The organism is Sphingomonas sp. URJC2 (assembly GCF_059803575.1).
In genome coordinates, this window is sequence record NZ_JAPFGX010000003.1 from 14,757 (window position 1) to 36,523 (window position 21,767).

Annotated in this window: 18 protein-coding genes; 8 read left to right on the plus strand and 10 right to left on the minus strand. The window is 70.3% G+C overall.

The genetic code is table 11. The features are described from left to right. Window positions 1-67 precede the first annotated feature (67 nt). Window positions 68-451, minus strand: a complete 384-nt coding sequence (locus OPU66_RS02305) for a PaaI family thioesterase (RefSeq protein WP_498551997.1) — start codon at window positions 449-451, stop codon at window positions 68-70. Continuing rightward, window positions 448-882: a PaaI family thioesterase gene (locus OPU66_RS02310; RefSeq protein ID WP_498551998.1), complete on the minus strand. Its 435-nt coding sequence runs from the start codon at window positions 880-882 to the stop codon at window positions 448-450. Before OPU66_RS02310 ends, OPU66_RS02305 begins: the two co-directional genes overlap by 4 nt. 278 nt (window positions 883-1,160) lie before the next feature. Between OPU66_RS02310 and OPU66_RS02315 the strand changes: the two genes are divergently transcribed. Beyond that, window positions 1,161-2,696, plus strand: a complete 1,536-nt coding sequence (locus OPU66_RS02315; protein WP_498551999.1) for an acyl-CoA synthetase — start codon at window positions 1,161-1,163, stop codon at window positions 2,694-2,696. Window positions 2,697-2,961: 265 nt separating this feature from the next. Here the strand turns inward: OPU66_RS02315 and OPU66_RS02320 are convergent, their stop codons facing one another. Continuing rightward, entirely contained in the window at window positions 2,962-6,963 is a 4,002-nt protein-coding gene (locus OPU66_RS02320) for an autotransporter outer membrane beta-barrel domain-containing protein (RefSeq protein ID WP_498552000.1), read from the minus strand. Window positions 6,964-7,365: 402 nt separating this feature from the next. Here OPU66_RS02320 and OPU66_RS02325 point away from each other — a divergent pair, with 402 nt between their 5' ends. Continuing rightward, window positions 7,366-8,163: a crotonase/enoyl-CoA hydratase family protein gene (locus OPU66_RS02325; protein WP_498552001.1), complete on the plus strand. Its 798-nt coding sequence runs from the start codon at window positions 7,366-7,368 to the stop codon at window positions 8,161-8,163. Between the two features lie 69 nt (window positions 8,164-8,232). Here OPU66_RS02325 and queE read toward each other — a convergent pair whose 3' ends face one another. From queE to hemC, 4 genes are read right to left on the minus strand one after another with little or no spacing between them, the layout of a single operon-like run. Continuing rightward, window positions 8,233-8,865, minus strand: a complete 633-nt coding sequence (gene queE / locus OPU66_RS02330; protein WP_498552002.1) for a 7-carboxy-7-deazaguanine synthase — start codon at window positions 8,863-8,865, stop codon at window positions 8,233-8,235. Window positions 8,866-8,875: 10 nt separating this feature from the next. Further along, a complete protein-coding gene (locus OPU66_RS02335; RefSeq protein ID WP_498552003.1) occupies window positions 8,876-9,748 on the minus strand; it encodes a hypothetical protein in 873 nt (290 codons plus the stop codon). Between the two features lie 4 nt (window positions 9,749-9,752). Further along, a complete protein-coding gene (locus OPU66_RS02340; RefSeq protein ID WP_498552004.1) occupies window positions 9,753-10,415 on the minus strand; it encodes a uroporphyrinogen-III synthase in 663 nt (220 codons plus the stop codon). Then, on the minus strand, window positions 10,412-11,323 hold the full coding sequence (gene hemC, locus OPU66_RS02345) for a hydroxymethylbilane synthase (RefSeq protein ID WP_498552005.1): 912 nt from the start codon (window positions 11,321-11,323) through the stop codon (window positions 10,412-10,414). The genes OPU66_RS02340 and hemC overlap by 4 nt, the downstream gene beginning before the upstream one ends. 45 nt (window positions 11,324-11,368) lie before the next feature. On the opposite strand from hemC, the gene tsaD reads away from it, so the two are divergent. Next, entirely contained in the window at window positions 11,369-12,403 is a 1,035-nt protein-coding gene (tsaD, locus tag OPU66_RS02350) for a tRNA (adenosine(37)-N6)-threonylcarbamoyltransferase complex transferase subunit TsaD (protein WP_498552006.1), read from the plus strand. A 45-nt stretch (window positions 12,404-12,448) separates the two neighbouring features. Further along, a complete protein-coding gene (locus OPU66_RS02355; protein WP_498552103.1) occupies window positions 12,449-13,435 on the plus strand; it encodes an NAD(P)H-dependent glycerol-3-phosphate dehydrogenase in 987 nt (328 codons plus the stop codon). Window positions 13,436-13,629: 194 nt separating this feature from the next. Here the strand turns inward: OPU66_RS02355 and OPU66_RS02360 are convergent, their stop codons facing one another. After that, window positions 13,630-13,806, minus strand: coding sequence for a DUF1674 domain-containing protein (locus OPU66_RS02360; RefSeq protein WP_498552007.1), 177 nt, complete (start codon window positions 13,804-13,806; stop codon window positions 13,630-13,632). 90 nt (window positions 13,807-13,896) lie between these two features. Here OPU66_RS02360 and OPU66_RS02365 point away from each other — a divergent pair, with 90 nt between their 5' ends. Genes OPU66_RS02365 through metW form a run of 3 tightly spaced genes read left to right on the plus strand, consistent with a single transcriptional unit; the run spans window position 13,897 to window position 16,945 of the window. Beyond that, the gene (locus OPU66_RS02365) at window positions 13,897-15,186 is read left to right on the plus strand and encodes an RsmB/NOP family class I SAM-dependent RNA methyltransferase (RefSeq protein WP_498552008.1); all 1,290 of its coding nucleotides are present in this window, start codon (window positions 13,897-13,899) and stop codon (window positions 15,184-15,186) included. A gap of 32 nt (window positions 15,187-15,218) precedes the next feature. Next, entirely contained in the window at window positions 15,219-16,352 is a 1,134-nt protein-coding gene (metX, locus tag OPU66_RS02370; RefSeq protein ID WP_498552009.1) for a homoserine O-acetyltransferase MetX, read from the plus strand. Then, window positions 16,349-16,945 (plus strand): methionine biosynthesis protein MetW, encoded by a 597-nt coding sequence (metW, locus tag OPU66_RS02375; protein WP_498552010.1) that lies wholly within the window; start codon window positions 16,349-16,351, stop codon window positions 16,943-16,945. The genes metX and metW overlap by 4 nt, the downstream gene beginning before the upstream one ends. Before the next feature lie 91 nt (window positions 16,946-17,036). Here the strand turns inward: metW and OPU66_RS02380 are convergent, their stop codons facing one another. Beyond that, a complete protein-coding gene (locus OPU66_RS02380; protein WP_498552011.1) occupies window positions 17,037-19,394 on the minus strand; it encodes a TonB-dependent receptor in 2,358 nt (785 codons plus the stop codon). 113 nt (window positions 19,395-19,507) lie between these two features. On the opposite strand from OPU66_RS02380, the gene OPU66_RS02385 reads away from it, so the two are divergent. After that, the gene (locus tag OPU66_RS02385) at window positions 19,508-20,203 is read left to right on the plus strand and encodes a TetR/AcrR family transcriptional regulator (RefSeq protein ID WP_498552012.1); all 696 of its coding nucleotides are present in this window, start codon (window positions 19,508-19,510) and stop codon (window positions 20,201-20,203) included. Window positions 20,204-20,252: 49 nt separating this feature from the next. Here OPU66_RS02385 and OPU66_RS02390 read toward each other — a convergent pair whose 3' ends face one another. Further along, window positions 20,253-21,731: a S41 family peptidase gene (locus OPU66_RS02390; RefSeq protein WP_498552013.1), complete on the minus strand. Its 1,479-nt coding sequence runs from the start codon at window positions 21,729-21,731 to the stop codon at window positions 20,253-20,255. Window positions 21,732-21,767: the final 36 nt, after the last annotated feature.

A 21,767-nucleotide genomic window follows, 5' to 3' on the forward strand; every position in this document is an offset into this window, starting at 1 on the left:
CGGTCCGGCCCGTGGCTTGGGGATGCAGCGCCGCCGCCCGTCGGCCGGGCGCTGCCGCCCCGCGCGGTCAGTCGCGCCGCAGCAGCATGTTCATCCGCGCCGCCGCGATCGGCCGGCTGCGGTCGTCCTGCCAGGCATGGGCGACGACATTGGCGATGCGCGTGCCCAGCCGCTCCACCGTGCCGAGCGCGAAGGTTTCGACCTCGCGCCCGCCGCGCATGAAATCGACCGTCACCGTCACCGGCTTGATGCGCGGCCGGTCGGCATCGGCAAAGGCGGCGTGAAGTGCGGCAAAGGCGGCCATTTCCAGCAGCCCGCCAATGGCCCCGCCATGCAGGAATCCCGGCCGCCCGGCGACCCCGTGATGATAGGGCATGGCAAGCACCGGCGCGCCCGCTTCAAGGCCCGCGATCCGCAGTTCCAGCAGCTCGGCATAAGGCGGCAGCTTCATGGCACGTCCGTGAACATATAGGTGCCCGCGACATGGGCGATGGGGTCATCCGGGTCGCCGTCATGCGCCTGGCCGCGCACAAAGGCGATGCTGCGCGTCAGCCGGTAACATTCGCCGCGGCCGATCACCGCGCGGCCGGGGGTGGCCGGGCGCAGATAGTCGATCCTGAGGTCGAGCGTCGCCTGGGCGCGGAACCGGTCCTGCCGGATCCAGATCGCCATGCTGGTCGCCATGTCCATCAGCGCGAGAATCGGGCCGGAGGCGAGCACGCCGCTGTCCGGATCGCCGACCAGCGCGTCGCGATAGTCGATGGCCAGTTCCGCCCAGTCCGGGCCATGGCCGACATAGCGCAGGCCGATCAGCCCGCCATGGGCGCGGCTGGCCAGGGTGCGCACAAATCGTTCGGGGTCGAAGCGCGTGTCGAACGGCATGGCCCCCGCTTAGGGCGGCTTGACGCGAACGGCAATCCCGTGCGCGGGATGGGGTTTTTGCGCGCCTCACGGCGCAGGGGCGGCACCGGCCCACACCCCCACCCGGCCTCCCATAGTATACTGCCGTTGGGAGGCCGGGTGGGGGTGCGGGCCGGTGCCGCGACCAAACAAACAACCCCCGGGGCCGTTCTTCCCGCCCGACATCCGCCCGGCATCCACGCAGGTGCTGGCCGTTTAAGATCACATCACAGCATAACGACAATGGAGAGAGACGCCCGATGCACCCCGCCCGCCATGCCCTGACCCAACCCGACAAACCGGCGCTGATCATGGCCGAGACCGGCGAAACGCTGAGCTTTGCCGAGCTTGACGCCCGTTCGAACCGCGCCGCCCAGCTTTACCGCGCACGCGGCTGCCAGCGCGGCGATGTGATCGCGCTGTTTCTGGAAAACCATCTCCGCTATCTCGAACTGGCCTGGGGCGCGCAGCGCGCCGGACTGTTCTTCGTCTGCATTTCGAGCAAGCTGACCGCGGCCGAGGTCGATTATATCCTCGCCGACAGCGGCGCGCGGCTGCTGATCACCCAGGCCAGCCTGGCGCGCACCGCCGGGGCGCTTACCGCCGCCGGGATCGACCGGCTGGTGCTCGACGGCGCGCTGACGGGCTTTGAGGATGCCGAGGCCGCGCTGGCGCTGATGCCGCCCGAGCCGATCGAGGACGAAAGCGCAGGCGTCGACATGCTCTATTCGTCCGGCACCACCGGCCGGCCCAAGGGGATCAAGGTCGCGCTGCCCGAGCCGCCCGAGATCGACGCGCCCAACACGCTGATGCTGCTGGCGCAGGGGCTGTACGGGATGAATGCCGACAGCATCTATCTGTGCCCCGCGCCGCTTTATCACGCAGCGCCGCTCCGCTGGACGATGACCGCCCAGCGGCTGGGCGGGACCGCCGTGGTGATGGCCCATTTCGATCCCGAAGCCGCGCTCGCCGCGATCCAGCGCTACAAGGTCACGCACGGCCAGTTCGTGCCGACGCATTTCGTCCGCATGCTCAAACTGCCCGAAGCGGTGCGGCGCGGCTATGACACTTCGTCGCTCAAGGTCGCGTTCCATGCCGCCGCGCCCTGCCCGGTGCCGGTCAAGCAGGCGATGCTCGACTGGTGGGGACCGGTGATCCACGAATATTATGCGGGGTCCGAAGGCAATGGCATGACCGCGATCGGCCCGGTCGACTGGCTGGCGCATCCCGGCTCGGTCGGGCGCGCGGTGCACGGCATCGCCCATATCTGCGACGAGGACGGCAATGTGCTGCCGCCGCGCCAGACCGGCATGGTCTATTTCGAAAGCCCGACCAGCTTTGAATATCACAACGACCCCGAAAAGACCGCGCAGACGCGCAACCGCCATGGCTGGTCGACGCTGGGCGATGTCGGCTGGATGGACGAGGACGGGTTCCTCTATCTGACCGACCGGGCGAGCTTCATGATCATTTCGGGCGGGGTGAACATCTATCCGCAGGAGATCGAGAACCATCTCGTCACCCACCCCTCGGTCGGCGATGTCGCGGTGATCGGCGGGCCGCATGACGAAATGGGCGAAGAGGTGATCGCCGTGATCGAACCCGCGCCGGGGGTTGCGCCCGGGCCGGAGCTGGCCGAGGAGCTGACCCGCTTCTGCCGCGCCGCGCTGTCGGGGGTGAAGACGCCGCGCCGGTTCGACTTTGTCGACGAGCTGCCGCGGCACCCGACCGGCAAGCTCTACAAGCGGCTGCTGCGCGACCGCTATTGGGGCAAGCAGGACACCCGGATCGTCTGACGCGCAGCCGGACCGGGTCTGCCGGCCGCGCGCCCCGGATGAGAGCATTTTCAAGCCGGGTTGAATCACCCGGCGACCCGGAAAATGCGGTAAATCAGAGACCTAGAGCGGCCGATCCGATGCAATCGGATCGGAAACCGCTCTCGAGCATTTTCAAGCCGGGTTGAATCACCCGGCGACCCGGAAAATGCGGTAAATCAAAGGCCTAAAGCGGCCGATCCGATGCAATCGGATCGGCCGCTCCGGTCTTCGCCGTTGCGCCGGCTTACCAGCTCAGGCGCAGCGTGGCCTGGGCATTGTGCGCATCGGCGTTCGACCAGTGCGCATATTGATAGCCGACATCGATGCTCAGCCGCTCGCCAATGCGGCCGGTGAGGCCGGCGGCCCCGGTCACCGCAGTGCGTCCCGGCGAAGCGGCGGCGCTGGTGAACGAAACCCCTGCCAGCAGCGGCGACAGCCGCGTCGCGGTCCGCCCCAGCTGATGCTCGACCATCGCCTGGCCGAACAGGCGCAGCGCGCTGTCGCCCTGGCCGAGCGCGGTGTCGGCGCGCAGCCCGGCCTTGCCGGCAAAGGCCTCGCGCCGGCCATCGTCGAAACGCAGCGCCACCGCTGCATTGCCCCGTTCGGCCACCGCTTCGCGCGTCAGCCGGTCATAGGAGACGCCGACGATCGGCGTCACCGCGACCTTGCCGGTCGTCAGCGCATAGCCGGCCTCGACATCGAAGCCCAGCGACACGCCGTCGGTGTCCGCACGCATCCGCGCGCCGCCATCGATCAGCGCGACCGTGCGGTCGATCGCATAATCATCGATGCCGATGCTCGCCGCCGCTGCGACATAGGCGCGGCGACCCTGCCAGCTGCCATAGCCATGGGCGTGGTAGCTGCGGGTGCTGCCGGTGCCGAAGCCATTCTGGGCAAGATCGTTTTCGGCATAGCTAGCCGCGAGGCCGACCGTGACGGCGTCGCTCAGCCGGCGATCCGCGCCCGCGGCAAAGGCCAGCCCGTTGACGCGGTAGCCCGCGCTTGTCCGGTCCTGCCCGACATCGAGCTGCTGGCCGCGGACATTGCCCCACAGGCCCGTCCGCCCGCCCGCGCCGCCCGCAGGGGCGTTCCGGCCGATCCGGGCGATCAGATCGCCGCGCACGCCCCGCAGACCCGCGAGCGTCGCATCGACCGCAGAGGCATGAACGCCGCCGGCCAGCTGCTCGACCGTGGTGCCGAGCGCGGCGCCGTTCAGGCCGGCCAGCCCGGCGAACAGCGTCGTTGCCGCCGGCGTGCCGCCCGCCGTGTCGCGCAGCGTGTCGAGCGCCGTCCCCGCCGCCACGCGGTTGCGGATGCCGCTCGGGCTCATCAGCGCGGCATAGCTGCCCGGGGTGACGGCCAGCAGGATCGCATTGCGGCGATAGATGATGTCGAACCGGCTGTTGCCCGGCAGTCCGGCGGCAGGCTGGGCAATGGTGTCGAACCGGCCGGCAATGCCGCCCTGCGCGGTGACGATCTCGAACGTCTGGCCGATTTCGGGAGTGAAATCATTGTTCGCCGCACCGGTGATGCCGCGCAGGATCGGCGCGACGCTGCCCGCCGCGGTGAACACCGATCCGGCACCGACCAGATTGATCTGGTCGTGGAAGCCCGCGCCATTGCCCGGCCGCGCGCCATCGATGTCGATGGCCAGCGTGCTGCCGGCAAACTGGGTGACGCTGCCATTCACGGTCAGCACCCCCGGCGAATTGCCGGGCGCGAGCGTGCCGCGCACTTCGATATTGCCGGCGATCTGGCCGCTACCTTCCGCCCGGCCATTGGCCTCGACGAACACATTGCCTGCAAAGCTGCTGTTGAACCGCGCCGCGCCCTGCTCGACACAGGCACCGATCGCGTTCCCGGCCGGGGCCGCGAACACCAGCCGTCCGGTGCCGGTCTTGGTCAGGCACGCATTGCCGTTCGCCCCGCCCGACAGCGTGACTTCATGGACGCCGGTGTCGATCCGCGCCGCGCCGCCCGCGACGCCGACGGCCTGGCTGATGACCAGATTGGATCCCGCACGCAGCGCCGTGTTCGCGCCCAGCGTGATCGCGCCGCCGGTCGTGCCCAGCGCCTGCTGCGACGCCGCCTCGACCACGCCTTCATTGACTGCGAGGTTGAGACCCGCATTGGCCCCGGTGAGCGTCAGCGTGCCGGTGCCGGACTTGACCAGCTGGCCGCTGCCGCTGATCGCGCCCGCGAACGTGCCGTCGCTCGCCTGAGCGAGTTCGAACACGCTATTGTTGGTCACATTGCCCGACAGGGTCGCGGTCGAAGCGACCAGCCGCCCGGCCTCGATGCTGGTGCCGCCCTGATGGGTGTTCGCGCCGGTCAGCGTCAGCGTGCCTGCGCCGGACTTGACCAGCTGGCCGCTGCCGCTGATCGCGCCGGCAAAGCTGCCATTGCCGGTCTGGGCAAGTTCGAAGACGCCATTGTTGGTGACGTTGCCGGAGAGCGTCGACGTCGACGCGACGAGACGCCCGGCTTCGATGCGGGTGCCACCCTGATGGGTGTTCGTCCCGGTGAGCGTCACCGTGCCCGCGCCCGACTTGACCAGCTGGCCTGTGCCGCTGATCGCGCCGGCGAAGGTGCCGTTACCGGTCTGGGCGAGTTCGAACACGCCATTGTTGGTGACGTCGCCGGAAAGCGTCGACGTCGAAGCGACCAGCCGCCCGGCTTCGATGCTGGTGCCGCCTTGATGGGTGTTGCTGCCGGTGAGCGTCACCGTGCCCGCGCCCGACTTGACCACCTGCCCGGTGCCGCTGATCGCGCCGGCGAAGGTGCCGTTACCGGTCTGGGCGAGTTCGAACACGCCGTTGTTGGTGACGTCGCCGGAAAGCGTCGACGTCGAAGCGACGAGACGCCCGGCTTCGATGCTGGTGCCACCCTGATGGGTGTTCGTCCCGGTGAGCGTCAGCGTGCCATTGCCGGACTTCACCAGCTGGCCCGTGCCGCTGATCGCGCCGGCAAAGGTGCCGTTGCCGGTCTGAGCGAGTTCGAACACGCTATTGTTGGTCACGTCGCCGGAAAGCGTCGACGTCGAGGCGACCAGACGCCCGGCTTCGATGCTGGTGCCGCCCTGATGGGTGTTCGCGCCGGTCAGCGTCAGCGTGCCCGCGCCGGACTTGACCAGCTGGCCCGTGCCGCTGATCGCGCCCGCGAACGTGCCGTCGCTCGCCTGCGCCAGTTCGAACACCGCATTGTTGACGACATCGCCGACAATGGCCCCGGTGGACGCGACGAGACGCCCGTCCGCGATCGTCGTGCCACCCTGATAGCTGTTGGCCCCGGTCAGGGTCAGCGTGCCTGCGCCCGTCTTGGTAAGGCCGCCGGCACCGCTCAGATCGCCGGAAAAGGTCGCATCCAGCCCGTTGGTGTCGATCGTGCCACCGGCCCCGTTGATCGTGATCGCCGCCGTCACCGTGCCGGCGGCATCGACGAGCAGGGTGCCGCCATCCATCACCGGCTGCACGCCGCTACCGATCTGCGACACCGGGAAGTTCGGCTGGCTGTTGTCGACCGTGCCCGGCCCGGGCGCGGGACCGACCGGATCGACCGGCACCCCGTTCGCACTCAGAAAGCCGAGGCCGTCGTCGAGGAACAGCACCGGATCGACGCCCGTATCGCGGTTGTTGAACGCCCCGAAGCCCAGCTGATAGGTTCCCGTGACATCGATGGTGAAGGTGGCGAGCCGCCAGGGCGTCGACCCATAGGTGCCGACGATCACCGTGTCCGGCTGGCCGCTGATGTTGCCGGCGAGCACATTGATGCGCTGGACGCCGGTGCCGACAAGCGAGAAGAACACGCCGTCGTCGAACGGATCATAATCCTGCGCGGCATAGGACCAGCCAAAGCTGTAGGTGCCGGCTGCAAGAGTGAACGTCCGGGTCATCAACCCGAAATTGGTCGAGGCAGCAAAGCCCGGCGCGCCGGCGGCGGCGATGCTGCCCGCGCTCAGGCCGAGCAGCGCTTCGGCACCCGAACGGTCGATTGCCGAGTTGTTGGGCAGGATGCGCGCCATGAAGTTCCCGCGCGCGCCAATCTCGAAATTGGTGCCGCCCAGGCTCAGCTGGTCGGAGCCGACCAGCGTCACGCCGCCCCCGGTCGTCCAGCCGGTCAGGCTGTTGTCCTCGAACCCGACCGACATGAACGGCGTCGCGGCCGGTGCGGCATGGGCGGTGCCCGTTCCTGCGGCAAAACCGCTCAAGATGGTGGCGAGCAGGAACTGGGAACGAAGGCGTCGCACGTGCTTCTCCGGCTTCAGGGGTCCATGCCGGGGCAGCCCGGCCCTCCCGTTATAGAGGGCGCGGGGGTTGTGCAGGTCGATCCGCAATAAATTTGCAGCGCCTTATGCTGGCGCCGAATATTGTTAACTACGGCAATAAAGAAATGCGCTGAAAAATGTTTACGAACAGTTCTCGCGCCAAGCAGGAACGCACATTTGGGCGCAAAACAACTGTTGATCGTAAAGATTTGACCTACTGATCGAAGATGGAATGTGATGCGCCCCGATCCGGCGTTGATCCGGCAATACAGTCCCCATTGCGGCTTCCTGCATTTCGGCCGTTGAGCAGGCATGAGCTCCGGGGCTATCCAAACAGACGCAGAAAGGGGGCCGGACAGGCCCCGGTCGCTGAGAGGAATGCCAATGTCCGACCGTGTCACGATTGCCCTGGCCGATGGTGTGGCCGATGTCCGGCTGAACCGGCCCGACAAGCTCAATGCGCTCGATCCCGAGATGTTCGCCGGGATTGAGGCGGCGCTTGCCGAACTGGCGGCGATGCCCAGCCTGCGCGCCGTGGTGCTGTCGGGCGAAGGGCGGGCCTTTTGCGCCGGCCTCGACATGGCGAGCATGGCCTCGGGCGGGGCGAGCGCGGCACTGGGCGGGGGCGCTGACCTGACCCAGCGCACCCATGGCCCGGCCAACATCTTCCAGCATGTCGCCTGGGGCTGGCGCGCACTGCCGGTGCCGGTGATCGCGGCGGTGTCGGGCATCGCCTTTGGCGGCGGCTGCCAGATCATGTCGGGGGCGGATATCCGCATCGCCCGGCCCGATGCGCGGCTGTCGATCATGGAAATGAAATGGGGGCTGGTGCCTGACATGGCGGGGATCGCGCTGTGGCGCACGCTGGTGCGCGACGATGTGCTGCGCGAGCTGACCTATACGGCGCGCGAGTTTTCGGGCGCGGAGGGGCAGGCGCTCGGCTTCGTCACCCGGCTGGCCGATGATCCCCATGCCGAGGCGATGGCGCTGGCGCGCGCGATTGCGGGCCGCAATCCCGAAGCGATGCGCGCGGCCAAGCGGCTCTACAATGCCGCCGGCGGCGACCCCGAGCCGCTGCTGGTCGCCGAAAGCGTCGAGCAGGCCGGGGTCATCCGCCGCCCCAATCAGGTCGAGGCGGTGATGGCCAATATGCAGAAGCGCGCGCCGGTGTTTGCCGACTGACCGGGGGGCGGAAAATCCGGCGAATAAAGGCCCTGGCGCGGTCGATCCGACAAAATCGGATCGGCCGCGCTAGCGGATGCCCAGCTGCTTGTGGGTCTGGACCGACAGCCGCCAGCATGGATGATCGAGGCAATAGGCGATCGCCGCGCGGGTGTTGGCGGCGACATCCGGCCCGTCCATCGGCTGGAGCAGGAAATGGCGGAAATCCAGACCGGCGAACCGCTCGGGCGGGGCATCGGCCTGGGGATAGACGAGCTTCAGCTCATCGCCCGAGCTGACCGCGAGTGCGGCCGTCGATTTGGGGCTGACGCACAGCCAGTCGATGCCCGGCGGCGGCGCGATGGTGCCGTTGGTCTCGACTGCAATCTCGAAGCCGCGCGCGTGCAGCGCGTCGATCAGCGGCGGATCGAGCTGGAGCAGCGGTTCCCCCCCGGTCATCACCACCAGCGGCTGGCCGCCGGCACCGCGCCAGGCAGCGGCGACAGCCCCGGCCAGCGCGTCGGCATCGGCAAAGCGCCCGCCGCCATCGCCGTCGGTGCCGACGAAATCGGTGTCGCAGAAGCGGCAGACGGCAGCCGCCCGGTCGGCCTCCCGGCCGCTCCACAGGTTGCAGCCGGCAAAGCGGCAGAACACCGCCGGGCGGCCGGCATTCCGGCCTTCGCCCTGCAATGTGTAGAACAGTTCCTTGACCGAATAGGCCATTGGCGCGGCCTTAGCGCGCGGGCGCCGGTTCGGGCAGCAGCGGCGGCGGGGCCGCCGGGCCGCGCGGTTGCAGGATCGCGCTCGTCTCCAGAACATCGAGCGCCTGGCGCGTGCGGACATAGCGCCGCGCGGCGGCCAGCCAATTCCCCGCTTCGCCGCTGCCGGGCAGGCGGGCGATTTCGACCATCGCCTTGTCGACCTGGCCGCCCGCGAGCAGCCGCCGGGCATGGCGCAGCCGCTCGGCCGGTTCGGTCGACGGCGTGCCGGCCTTGCGGATCACGATCAGCCCGCCCAGCTCGCGGCGCAGCGCCGTCCACCAGCCCTGGCTGTCGACCCCGCTGGTCAGTGCCGGGGCGAGATCGTCCAGCCCCAATTGCAGGTCTTCAAGCGTCACCGGCCGGCGCGCGGCATCGACCACCAGCGCCAAGGCCTGGGGCTGGGCCGCGCCGAAGCGGCTGCGCAGCTCGGCCTCGATATAGCCCAGCCCCAGCCCGCGATCGATCGCGCGGCGTGCGGCAAAGGCGATCAGCAGCGCCTCTGCGCGCGCGGCATTGGCCCCGGCGGCATTGGCGCGTTCGGCCACCCGGTCGATGCGCAGTTCGATCTCGCTCACCCGCCCGTCGAGGGAGGCGGCAAGTGCCGGGGCAAGCGCGGGGGCGGCCGGCGGCGGCGCGGCAACGGGCTGTGCCGGGGCGGATGCGGCGGCGTTTGGCGGCGGCGCGGCCTCGATCGCGAGCATCTCGCGCAGCGCCGGCCAGCTGCTCAGCGCCCACACCGCCAGCGCCAGCCCGCCCAGAAAGGCGACCATGCCGATCAGCCACGCGCCGGACCGGCGCGGCACCGGGCGCGGCCCGCCATCCAGTGAATCGAACCCGTTGGTCATGCGGTCATCCCTGACACAGACGCGCGGCGACCGCCAGCAGCGCGTCATCATCGCTCTCTGCTGCAATGCCGACCGCGCGCCAGCCCGGCCCGGCCGCCGTCGCCACGGCGGGGCTGATCGCGGCGATGCTGTGCCGGGCGGGCATCGTGCCATCGGGGGCGACCAGCGCCCGGTAATGGCGCGCGGCGCGCGGCGAATGGAGCAGCGCCAGATGCGGCCCCGACGGCAGCAGCGGCGGCGGATCGACCGCCTCCGATGCATAGACGGTGACCGGCAGGATGACGGGGGCTGCGGGCGCAGCCACCCGGTCGGCCCCGGCCAGATGGAGCAGCGCCCCCACCCCGTCCGCCGCCGCCAGCGCCGCCGTGCCGGCAACATCGCCGGGGCCGGTGCGGATATCGGCAAAGCCCGCCGCCGCAGCCGCGCGCGCGGTGGCCGGGCCGACGGCGTAAAGCGGCAGGGCGGCCAGACCGGCGGGCGCGGCCCCAAGCGCCCGCGCGGCATTGGCGCTGGTCATCAGCAGTGCATCGAACCGCGCATCGGGCAGCGCCCAGGCGCGCGGGACGATCCGGAACAGCGGCGCGACGACCGGATCGAGGCCGAGCGCACGCGCGCGCGCCGCCGTTGCCGCAGCCCCGGGTTCGGGGCGCAGCACCAGCGGCGTCATCCGACGAACAGCGCCCTCAGCTCGGCCGATGCGCGGGCCAGCAGCTCTTCGGCCAGTTCCTCGGCATCGCCCTCGACCGCGATTTCGGCGGTGTCGGCGACATGCTGGCTGCCATCGGGCGACAGAATTTCGGCGCGCATCCGCATCAGCCCGCCATCGGGCTCGGCCAGCGCCGCGACCGGCGAGCGGCAGCCCGCGCCCAGCCGCGCCAGAAAGGCGCGTTCGGCAAACACGCAGGCGGTGGTCGGCGGATGGTCGATCGCCGCCAGCAGGTCGCGCATCCGGTCGTCCCCGGCGCGCGCCTCGATGCCGACCGCGCCCTGCGCCGGGGCGGGCAGCATCTCGTCGGTGGCGATCGCCACGCCCACTTCGCCGCGCCCCAGCCGGTCCAGCCCGGCGGCGGCGAGCAGAGTGGCATCGACTTCTCCTGCCTCCAGCTTGGCCAGCCGCGTCTCGACATTGCCGCGATAGAGCAGCGTTTCGACATCGGGCCGCCGCCGCTTGATCTGGGCGGCGCGGCGCGGCGAGCTGGTGCCGACACGCGCGCCCTGCGGCAGCGCGGCGATCGACGCGGCACCGATCAGCCGGTCGCGCACATCGGCGCGCGGCAGCATGGCGGCGATGCAGATCGTCGCCGGGCGGATCGTCTCGACATCCTTCATCGAATGGACGGCGAAGTCGATTCGCCCTTCGGTCAGCGCGACATCCAGCTCCTTGGTCCACAGCGCCTTGCCGCCCAGATCGGCGAGCGCCCGGTCCTGAAACCGGTCGCCGCTCGTCTTGAATGTCACGATTTCAATATCTTCCTCGCCCCAGCCATGGGCGGCGGCCAGTGCGGCGCGGACCATGCGGGCCTGGGTGAGAGCAAGGGGCGAGCCGCGGGTACCGAGCCGGAGAATGCGTTCCATGACCGGAGCTTAGACAGGACCGGCGCAAGAAGGTAGGGGGCAGACATGGCAATCATTCTGGGCCTTGAATCAAGCTGCGACGAGACGGCGGCGGCACTGGTCGATGACGGCCGGCGCGTGCTCGCCCACCGGCTGGCCGGGCAGGAAGCGGCGCACCGCCCCTTTGGCGGGGTGGTGCCGGAAATCGCCGCCCGCGCGCATGTCGAGGCGCTGTGCCCGCTCGTCGAGGCCGCGCTTGCCGATGCCGGGCTGCGGCTGGGCGATGTCGATGCGGTGGCGGCGACCGCCGGGCCGGGGCTGATCGGCGGCGTGATGGTCGGGCTGGTGACGGCCAAGGCGCTGGCGATGGCGGCGGACCGGCCGCTGATCGCGGTCAACCATCTGGAAGGGCATGCGCTCAGCCCCCGGCTGGCCGATCCGGGGCTGGCCTTTCCCTATCTGCTGCTGCTGGTGTCGGGCGGGCATTGCCAGCTGCTGTTCGTGGCCGGGGTCGGGCGTTACCGGCGGCTGGCGACGACGATCGACGATGCCGCCGGCGAGGCGTTCGACAAGACCGCGAAGATCCTCGGCCTCGGCTTTCCCGGCGGGCCGCGCGTCGAGGCGGCGGCGCGTGACGGCGATCCGCGCGCGGTGCCGCTGCCCCGGCCGCTGGTCGGCACGGCGGAGCCGCATTTCTCGTTCGCCGGGCTGAAAAGCGCGGTGCTGCGCGCGCACGGCACCGGGGCCTATCGCGCCGAAGATATTGCGGCGTCGTTCCAGCAGGCGGTGATCGACTGTCTGGTCGACCGCACGGCGCGGGCGATTGCCGCCAGCGCCGGGGCGACCGCATTGGTGGTGGCCGGGGGCGTCGCCGCCAATGGCGGGGTGCGCGCCGCGCTGGAGGCGCTGGCGGCGGCGCATGGCCTGCCGTTCGTCGCGCCGCCGCTCTGGCTGTGCACCGACAATGCGGCGATGATCGCCTGGGCCGGGGCGGAACGCTTCGCGCTTGGCCATGCCGATCCGCTCGACACGCCGGCACGGGCGCGCTGGCCGCTCGATCCCGATGCCGCCCCGGCGCGCGGCGCGGGCGTGAAGGCGTGATGGCGCGCGGACAACAAGGATAAAAGGCGCAGCATGGGCAAGCAGATGAAGCTGGGCGTGGTCGGCGCAGGCGCATGGGGCACCGCGCTGGCGCAGCTCGCCGCCGCCGGCGGGGCCGACGGGCGCGCGGAGGTGCCGATCTGGGCGCGCGAGCCCGACGTGGTCGCGGCGATCAACGCCACCCACAGCAACCCGCTGTTCCTGCCTGGCATCGCCCTGTCGCCGGGCGTGCGTGCGACCGGCGATCTTGCCGATCTTGGCGGCTGCGACGCGCTGCTGATCGTCACGCCCGCCCAGCATCTGCGCGCCGTCCTCGCCGCCGTTCCGGCCGGCCCGGCACTGATCCTGTGTGCCAAGGGGATCGAGGCGGGCACCGGCCTGCTGATGTCCGAGGTGGCCGAGCAGATCTGCCCCGGCCGGCCGCTCGCCGTGCTGTCGGGGCCGACCTTCGCGCATGAGGTGGCGGCCGGGCTGCCGACGGCGGTGACGCTCGCCTGTGCGGATCCCGTGCTCGGCCAGGCGCTGGCGCAGCGGCTCGCCGGTCCCGCCTTCCGGCCCTATCTGTCCGCCGATGTGATCGGGGCGGAGATTGGCGGCGCGGTCAAGAATGTTCTCGCCATCGCCTGCGGCGTGGTCGAGGGGCGGGGGCTGGGGCTGAATGCGCGCGCCGCGCTGATCAGCCGCGGCTTTGCGGAAATGACCCGGTTCGGGCTGGCGCGCGGGGCCGAGCGCGAGACGCTGGCCGGGCTGTCGGGGCTGGGCGATCTGGTGCTGACCTGTTCGTCCACCAGCTCGCGCAATTTCGCGCTGGGCAAGGCGATTGGCGAGGGGCAGGCCGCCGCCGCGCTGATGGCCGACCGCCGCACCGTTGCCGAAGGCGCGTTCACCGCGCCGGTGCTGCAACAGGCGGCGCGGGCGATCGGCGTCGACATGCCGGTCGTCGATGCGGTGTGCGCGCTGCTCGCCGACGGGGCCGATGTCGGCGCGGTCACGGCCACGCTGCTCGCCCGGCCGCTGCGCGCCGAGGGGTGAGGGGGATCGAAGTCGCGGCGCTCTGGGTCGCGAAACCGGGAGTTGTTTGTTGGGAAGAACGGCACCGGCCCGCACCCCCACCCGGCCTCCCATAGCGTATCCTGCCGATGGGAGGCCGGGTGGGGGTGCGGGCCGGTGCCGCCCCCGCGCCGAGAGGCGCGCAACAAACAACAGCTGCGGGCGTAAGCCCGCACTCAAAAATCGATGGCGATGCCTTTCAGCTCCCAGTCGCCATAACGGACGGGGTTGAGGCCAAGGGGGTCGTCCTCGCCATCGGTCCCGTCCGCAGCGGCCTTGGGCGCGGGCTGCGGCAGCGGCGGGTTGGGCGACAGATATTCGGGCGGCTTCACATGGGCCGGGCGTTCGCCCATTGACGGTCTCCCTTCGGCATCGGCTGGCTGTGGCACCCCGGCGGCGGGGCATGGACTAACATTGGGGCAGGCAAGGGATCGGGCAAGACCATGGGTGATGACAAAATGGCCGGAGACAAAATGGCGGAAGGGCCGGGGCTGGCGGCGCGGCGGGCGGCGCTCAGGCTGCTCGATGCGGTGCTGCGCCGGGGGCTGCCGCTGGAGGCCGCGCTCGATGCCGCCGCGCGCGACCTGACGCGCGGCGACGACCGGGCGCTCGCCCATGCGCTTGCCGCCGCCGTGCTGCGCCGCCTGCCCGATCTCGACGCGCTCATCGATTCGGCGACCGCCCGGCCATTGCCCGCCGATGCCAAGGCACGGTTTGCGCTGCGCATCGCCCTGGCCCAGGCGCTGGTGCTCGGCACGCCCGGCCATGCGGCGATTGCAACCGTGCTGCCGCTGGTCGATGGCGGCCCGCGCAAGCTGGTGCACGGCGTGTTCGGCACGCTGATGCGGCGGCGGGTGGAGCTGCCCGCGCGGCCGTCGCTGCCCGGCGGCGTGGCGCAGCGCTGGCTCGCCGCCTGGGGCCGCGACATGATCGATGCGGCGGCGGAGGCGATTGCCGCCCCGGCCCCCATCGATCTCAGCTTCGCTGTCGAGCCGGCGGCGTTTGACGGCGTCGCCCTCGCCCCCCGCCACCGCCGGCTGGCGGCCGGCACGCGCGTCGCCGAACTGCCCGGCTATGCCGAGGGCGGCTGGTGGGTGCAGGATCTGGCGGCCTCGATCCCTGCGGGGCTGCTGGGCGCGGGGGCGGGGCGGCACGCGCTCGATCTGTGCGCGGCCCCGGGCGGCAAGACGCTCCAGCTGGCGGCGGCGGGCTGGCGGGCGACGGCGCTCGACAATGCGCCCGCCCGGCTCGACCGGCTGCGCGACAATCTGGCGCGCACCCGGCTGTCGGCCGATATCGTTCTGGCCGATGCGCTCGACTGGGAACCGGCGGCGCCGGTCGATGCGATCCTGCTCGACGCGCCGTGCAGCGCGACCGGCATTTTCCGCCGCCACCCCGATGTGCTCCACCGCGTGCGCGCCAAGGACATTGCGGCGCTGGCCGAGGTGCAGGCGCGGCTGCTCACGCGCGCGGCGGGGTGGCTGCGACCGGGCGGCACGCTGGTGTTTGCCACCTGCTCGCTCGAACCGCAGGAGGGCGAGGCGCATCTGGCGGCCGCTGCGGCGGCGGGGCTGGAGCTGGTGCCGGTTGCGGCGGACGAACTGCCGCCCGGCATCGCGCCCGATCCGCGCGGGCATGTCCGCACCCTGCCCGGGATGCTGGCCGATCAGGGCCGGCTCGACGGCTTCTTCATCGCCCGTTTCCGCCGGCCCGCCACCGGGCACGCGGATTGACAAGCGGGGCCGCCCCCGCCCAAGCGGCGCGCATGAGCGACGATGCCCGTTTCGGCCTGTCCCGCCAGCTGCGCCTGCCCGGCCCGTTCCCGCTCGACAGCGGCGCGACGCTTGGCGAGATCGAGATCGCCTATGAAACCCATGGCCGGCTGAATGCGGCGGGCAGCAACGCGATCCTGATCTGCCATGCGCTGACCGGCGATCAGCATGTCGCCTCGCCGCATCCGCGCACCGGCAAGCCGGGCTGGTGGACGCGCATGGTCGGCCCCGGCAAGCCGGTCGATCCGGAGCGGCATCTGATCGTGTGCGCCAATGTGCTCGGGTCGTGCATGGGCTCGACCGGCCCGGCGAGCGTCGATCCGGCGACCGGCACGCCCTATGCGATGCGGTTTCCGGTGATCACTATCCGCGACATGGTGCGCGCGCAGGCGGCGCTGCTCGATCATCTCGGCATCGCCCGGCTGCGCGCCGTGGTTGGCGGGTCGATGGGCGGGATGCAGGCGCTCAGCTGGGCCGCCACCTATCCCGCGCGGGTCGAGGCGGCGGTGGTGATCGCCTCGGCCGCGCGCCATTCGGCGCAGAACATCGCCTTTCACGAGGTCGGGCGTCAGGCGATCATGGCCGATCCGCGCTGGCGCGGCGGCGATTATTACGCCAGCGGCGATCCGCCGACCTCGGGGCTGGCGGTCGCGCGCATGGCCGCGCACATCACCTATCTGTCCGAAGCCGGGCTGACCGAGAAATTCGGCCGCCGCCTGCAGGGCCGGCCCGACAAGCCGGACGGGGCCAAGAGCTTCGGCTTCGACGCCGATTTCCAAGTCGAAAGCTATCTGCGCCATCAGGGGCTGAGCTTCACCGACCGGTTCGATGCGAACTCCTATCTCTACATCACCCGCGCGCTCGATTATTTCGATCTGGCCGAGGATCATGGCGGGCGGCTGGCCGAGGCGTTTCGCGGCAGCGCGGCGCGGTTCTGCCTGATCAGCTTCGACACCGACTGGCTGTATCCGACCGCCGAAAGCCGGGCGATCGCGCATGCGCTCAACGCCGCGGGCGCGGCGGTCAGCTGTGTCGAGCTGTCCAGCCCGTTCGGCCATGACGCCTTTCTGCTCGACGCGCCGGAGATGAACCGCATCGTCGACGGGTTTCTGAGGGCGGGGGAATGACGGCGCTGCGCCCCGATCTGGCGATCATCGCCGCCAATGTCGCGCGCGGCACGCGGGTGCTCGACATTGGCTGCGGCGACGGCGCGCTGATGGCGGCGCTGCGCGACACGCGCGGCGTCGATGCGCGCGGGCTGGAGCTTGATCCCGCCAATGTCGCCGCCGCGGTGGCGCGCGGCCTGTCGGTGATGCAGGGCGATGCCGATGTCGATCTGGTCGATTATCCGGCCGGGGCGTTCGACTATGCGATCCTCAGCCAGACCTTGCAGACGACGCGGCGGCCCGATCTGGTGCTCGACCAGCTGGTGCGGATCGGGCGGCGGGCGTTCGTGTCCTTCCCCAATTTCGCGCATTGGCGGGTGCGGCTGTCGCTGCTCTGGGGCGGGCGGATGCCGGTGACGCGGCTGTTGCCGCTGCAATGGTATGAAACGCCCAACATCCACCATGTCACGATCGACGATTTCCGCGCCCTTGTCGCCGCGCGCGGGCTGGTGGTGGAGGGCAGCTGGTTCCTGTCGGGCGACAGCCTGACCAGCGCGGCGGCGGCGAACTTCCGCGCCGAACATGCGGTGTTCCTGCTCAGCCGGCCGGATTAAGGCCGGGTAGGGCCGCTTTGGGCCGGGCCGCAATACCAGCGACTATGGGAACATGCCTGCCCCCGGCCCGTGGGGGCCGGGGGCGACGGCATCAGAACTTCACGCCGAACGACACGAATGCCTGGCGCGGATTGCCGTAAAAGGCGGTGGCCACGCCCTCGCGGCCAAGGCTGGGCACCACCGCGCCCGCCGCGGTGCGGGTCGGCACGCCGGTGACCGGATCGGTGGCAAGGAACTGATAGCCGGCGACGATGTAGCGCTGGTTGGTGATGTTCTTCACATGCGCACCGATCGTGTAGCGCTGATCCTTGCTGGTCCACACCAGACTCGCGTCCCACAGCGCATAGCCCGGCTGGTCGAGGAACGGGCTGGGCGTTTCGAACTGGAAGGTCTTGCTGCGATAGGACAGGCTGGTGAGCGCGGTGAACAGCCCGCCGGCCAGCGGCACATTGTAATCGAGCGACCCCGACAGCGTCCATTCGGGCGTGTTCTGGATGCGCCGGAAATCGGCGACATCGACCGGCCCGCGCCCGGGGACGTTGGTGATGAACTCGTCATATTGCGCATCGATCCAGCCGAGCGTGCCGGAGAAATTCAGCCGGTCGCCACCCACCGCAAAGTCGCGGGCCAGCCCGGCCTGCATTTCCAGCTCGACGCCCTTGAACGTCGCCTTGCCGGCATTGGTGGTCACGCCGACAAAGGTCGGCACCCCGCCAATGACCGCGCCCACCGAGCCCGGCACCTGCACATCGCTGTAATCGGCATAGAAGCCGGCGAGCGCGAAGCGCAGCCGATCGTCGAGCATCGACGCCTTCCAGCCCAGTTCATAGCTGTTCACCTTTTCGGGAACGAACAGGAAATAGTCGAAGATTTCCGACGCCTCGCGCGTGCCGTTGCCATTGAGGTCGGGCGCTGCGGTCGACAGGCCGCGCGGGTCGAAGCCGCCGCCCTTGAAGCCCTTCTGATAGGAGGCATAGAGGGTGTGATCCTCGCTCGGCTTCCAGCTGATCGAGGCGCGCGGCGTGAACTGCTTGAAGGTTTCGGCGCCGGTGAAGTCCGAGGTCCGCGCGCCGAGCTGCACGCCCTGGCCGCCCAGTTCGGGCGACGGGCCGCCCAGCAGATTGGCGCGGATGACGCGGGCGCGCCGCTCGTCGGAGGTGTAGCGCCCGCCGACCGACAGCGACACCTGATCGCTCAGCGCATAGGTGAAATCGCCGAAGATCGCCCAGGTCCTGGTGCGCACATCGCCCGAGGTCGAGGCGCTCAGCCCGGGCAGGAACACCGGGTTGGTGGTCGCCAGCACGACATCGAAAATGTTGCGCGCCCGCGCGTTCAGATAATAGGCACCCAGGATCCCCTGCAGCTTTTCGCCTTCATACAGCACCTGGAATTCGTTCGAGAATTGCCGGTTGCGGTAGATGGCGGGGACATCGACATCGGCGGCGGGCAGGCTGTCGAAATCGATCGGGGTCTGGCTGCGGTCCTGCCGCCAGGCGATGATGTTCTTGAGCGTGACCGTCTCGTTCAGCGTCCATTCGGCGGTGCCCGACAGGCCATATGCCTTCACATCCTGGGTCGGGCGGGTCAGCCCGGCGCGGGTGTCGAACACGTCGTCAAGCACCGGCGCGCCTGACAGCAGGCCGGGGATCAGCCGGTGGCCGTTGCGCGGGTTGGAACGGTCGCGCGTATAATCGCCGACGATGCGCAGGAAGAAATCGCCACGCCGGCCGAATTCGGCATTGGCGCGCATCGCCCAGATGTCCTTGTTATAGTTTTCCAGCCCGTTGACGAGATTCTCCCCGAACCCGCCCCGGCTGAACCGGCCGATCGACGCGCCCAGCCGGAAATCCTGGCTGAGCGGCGTGCTCGCCGTCGCGACCAGATCGAACTGGTCGAAATTGCCGGCATTGCCGCGCACCCGCGCCTCGGCCTCGTCGGGATTGAGGTCGCGCGTCACATATTTGATCGCGCCGCCGATGGTGTTGCGGCCATAAAGCGTGCCCTGCGGCCCGCGCAGCACCTCGATCCGTTCGACGTCATAAATGTCGAGCACCGCCGCCTGCGGGCGGTTCAGATAGACATCGTCGAGGTAAAGGCCGACGCCCGCTTCGAACCCGGCCACCGGATCCTGCTGGCCGACGCCGCGGATGAAGGCGGTGAGCGTGGTGTTGGTGCCGCGCGACACTTCCAGCGTGACGTTGGGCGTCACGTCGGAGATTTCGGTGATGTCGATCGCGCCCGTCCGCTCCAGCGTCGCGCCGGAGAAGGAGGTGATGGCGATCGGCACGTCGAGCAGGCTTTCCTCGCGCCGCCGCGCGGTCACCGTGATGTCGCCCAGATCGCTGACCCCGGCCGGCGGCTCGACCTGCTGCGCGGCAAGCGGTGCGGAAACGAGCGCCTGCATCCCCGCCCCCAGCAGAAACAGCGCGCGCGACGACATCCGGTTCATTGGCATCTTCCCCTCCTGCGGGCGGTCATTTCGGCATGACTTGCGCCCGGTCCGCCCACGCCTATACTGAAACCTGAACCGGGTTTCAACTTTGACGCGGCAGGAGAGGGAAAATGGCCGGCAGGCGTAGCGGCGCGGCAACAGTCGCGGCAGCAGGCACGGCTTCAGCGGCGGGCGGCGCGCAGGCCGGGGCTGCGGGAACCGATGCCGCACCGGGCGTGACCGACAAGACGCCGCGCACCGCGCGCGGCCGCAAGACGCTGCGCGCGATCCTCGATGCGGCGGCGGCGGAGTTTGGCGCGCGCGGCTTTCACGATACCGGCATCACCCATATCACCCAGCGTGCGGGCGTCGCGCTCGGCACCTTCTACACCTATTTCAACTCGAAAGAGGAAGTGTTCCGCGCGCTGGTGCGCGACATGTCGGCCCAGGTGCGCGACCATGTCGCCCCGGCGATCGCCGCCGCCCCGGACGGGCTGGCCGCCGAACGCGCGGGCCTTGCAAGCTTTCTGGGCTTTGTGCGCGCGCACAAGGAAATCTACCGGATCATCGACGAGGCCGAGTTCGTCGATCCCGACAGCTACCGCGCGCACTACCAGAACACCGCCGACCGCATCGCCGCCCGGCTGGGCGAGGCCGAACGGCGCGGCGATCTGCGCGTCCCCGATGCCGAGGTCGTCGCCTGGGCGATCATGGGGATGAACGTGTTTCTGGGGCTGCGGTTCGGCGTGCTGGGCGCTGACCGGACGCCCGAGGATGTCGCCGCCACCGCCAATGCGCTGCTCGCCCACGGGCTGGTGGGGGGATAGAGCATGGTCAAGTCGGGTTGAAGACCCGGTGGCCCGGACCCGCCGGGGTTCAGAACAGGCCCGGCAGCTCCAGCTGGGCGGCGCTGGGCGTCGCAGGCCGCAGCGGTTCGGCGGCGGCACGCGCGGCGGCGAGCGAACGGGCCTGCTGGCCGGTCGCAATCGGCGTGCAGGGGCGGCCGGCGATGAAGTCGAGCGCGGTGCGCAGCGAGGCTTCGTTGCGGTCGCCGAGCGGCCGGGCGGTGTCGTCGGCCGCCTGACAGCTGTTCGGCACCACCCCCGCAAGGCCGCTGAAATAATTGTCCGATCCCGCCGCGTTGCGGGTCGAGAAGGCCAGCACGCGCAGCCGGTCGTCACAGGCCGCGCGGTCCAGCGCGATCTGCCCGACCGGCTTGCCGAAGCTGTTGGCGCCGACCAGCGCGATGTTGCTGCCGAGATAGGGGATCATCGCGTTGATCACGACCTCGCTCGCCGAGGCCGAGGAGCCGGTGGTGATGAAGGCGATGCGGGTGGGCGCGACCGCCTCTGCGGCCGGCTGGAACCGCCGGGTGCGGTTGTTCGCCGCCTTTTCCGGCCGGTAGACGGTCTGGCCGAACACATCGGAGGCGAAGCGGTTGCGGCCGAGCAGATCGCCGAACAGCTCGGCAATGCTCAGCAGCCCGCCGCCATTGTAGCGCAGGTCGATCACCAGATCGGTGACCCCGGCGGCGCGGAAGCGGGCAAAGGCCTGGCGCAGCGGCGCATCGGCAGAGGAGATGAAGGTGCGCAGGTTGAGATAACCCACCTGCCGCCCGCCATCGGACAGGATCTGCACGCCATAGCGGCTTGAGACCGGCGGAATGTCGAACGCCGCCTTGGTGACGGTCACGGTGCGCGTGCCCGCCGGACCCGATACGCGCAGCGTGCGCACCAGCCCGGCGGTGTTCGGCCCCAGCGCATCGGTGACCGCCGCCGCGCCGCCGCGCGCGAACAGCTCGCCGACCGGGGTCAGCGCATCCGGCGCGGTGCCGATCGCCTCGATCCGGTCGCCCCGGTCCAGCCCGGCGGCGAGCGCGGGCGCCCCCTCATAGGCTTCGATGATCGTCACCTGCCGCGCGGTCGGATCGGACTGGAGCCTGATCCCGAAACCGGCGGTCGTGCCCTGCGCGAAAAAGGCGTTTTCCTCGGCAATCGAGGTGACATAGGTGAAGAACCGGTCCCGCCCCTGTGCGCGCGCGGTGGCGGTCAGCGCATCAATATAGGCCTGCACGCTCACAAAGCCTGCAGGCGACAGCCCGCCGGGCAGGGTTTCGGGATAGAGATACCATTCATCGATCACCGACCGCGCCCAGAGCTGCCGGTCGGACAGGGTGCAATTGGCGGCGGTCGGCGGCGGCAGCGGCGTGCCCCCGCCGGTCTGCCCGCCGCCAACCTCTCCGCCGCCAGCCTGCCCCCCGGAACCGCCCCCGCCGCCACAGGCCGACACCAGCAGGGCAAGGGCAGCGATCAGCGCGCGGCGGGTGCGCGCGGGGCGGGACGAACGGGCGATCATGCGCGGATCATGGCCGCGTGACCGCGCGCTTGTCCA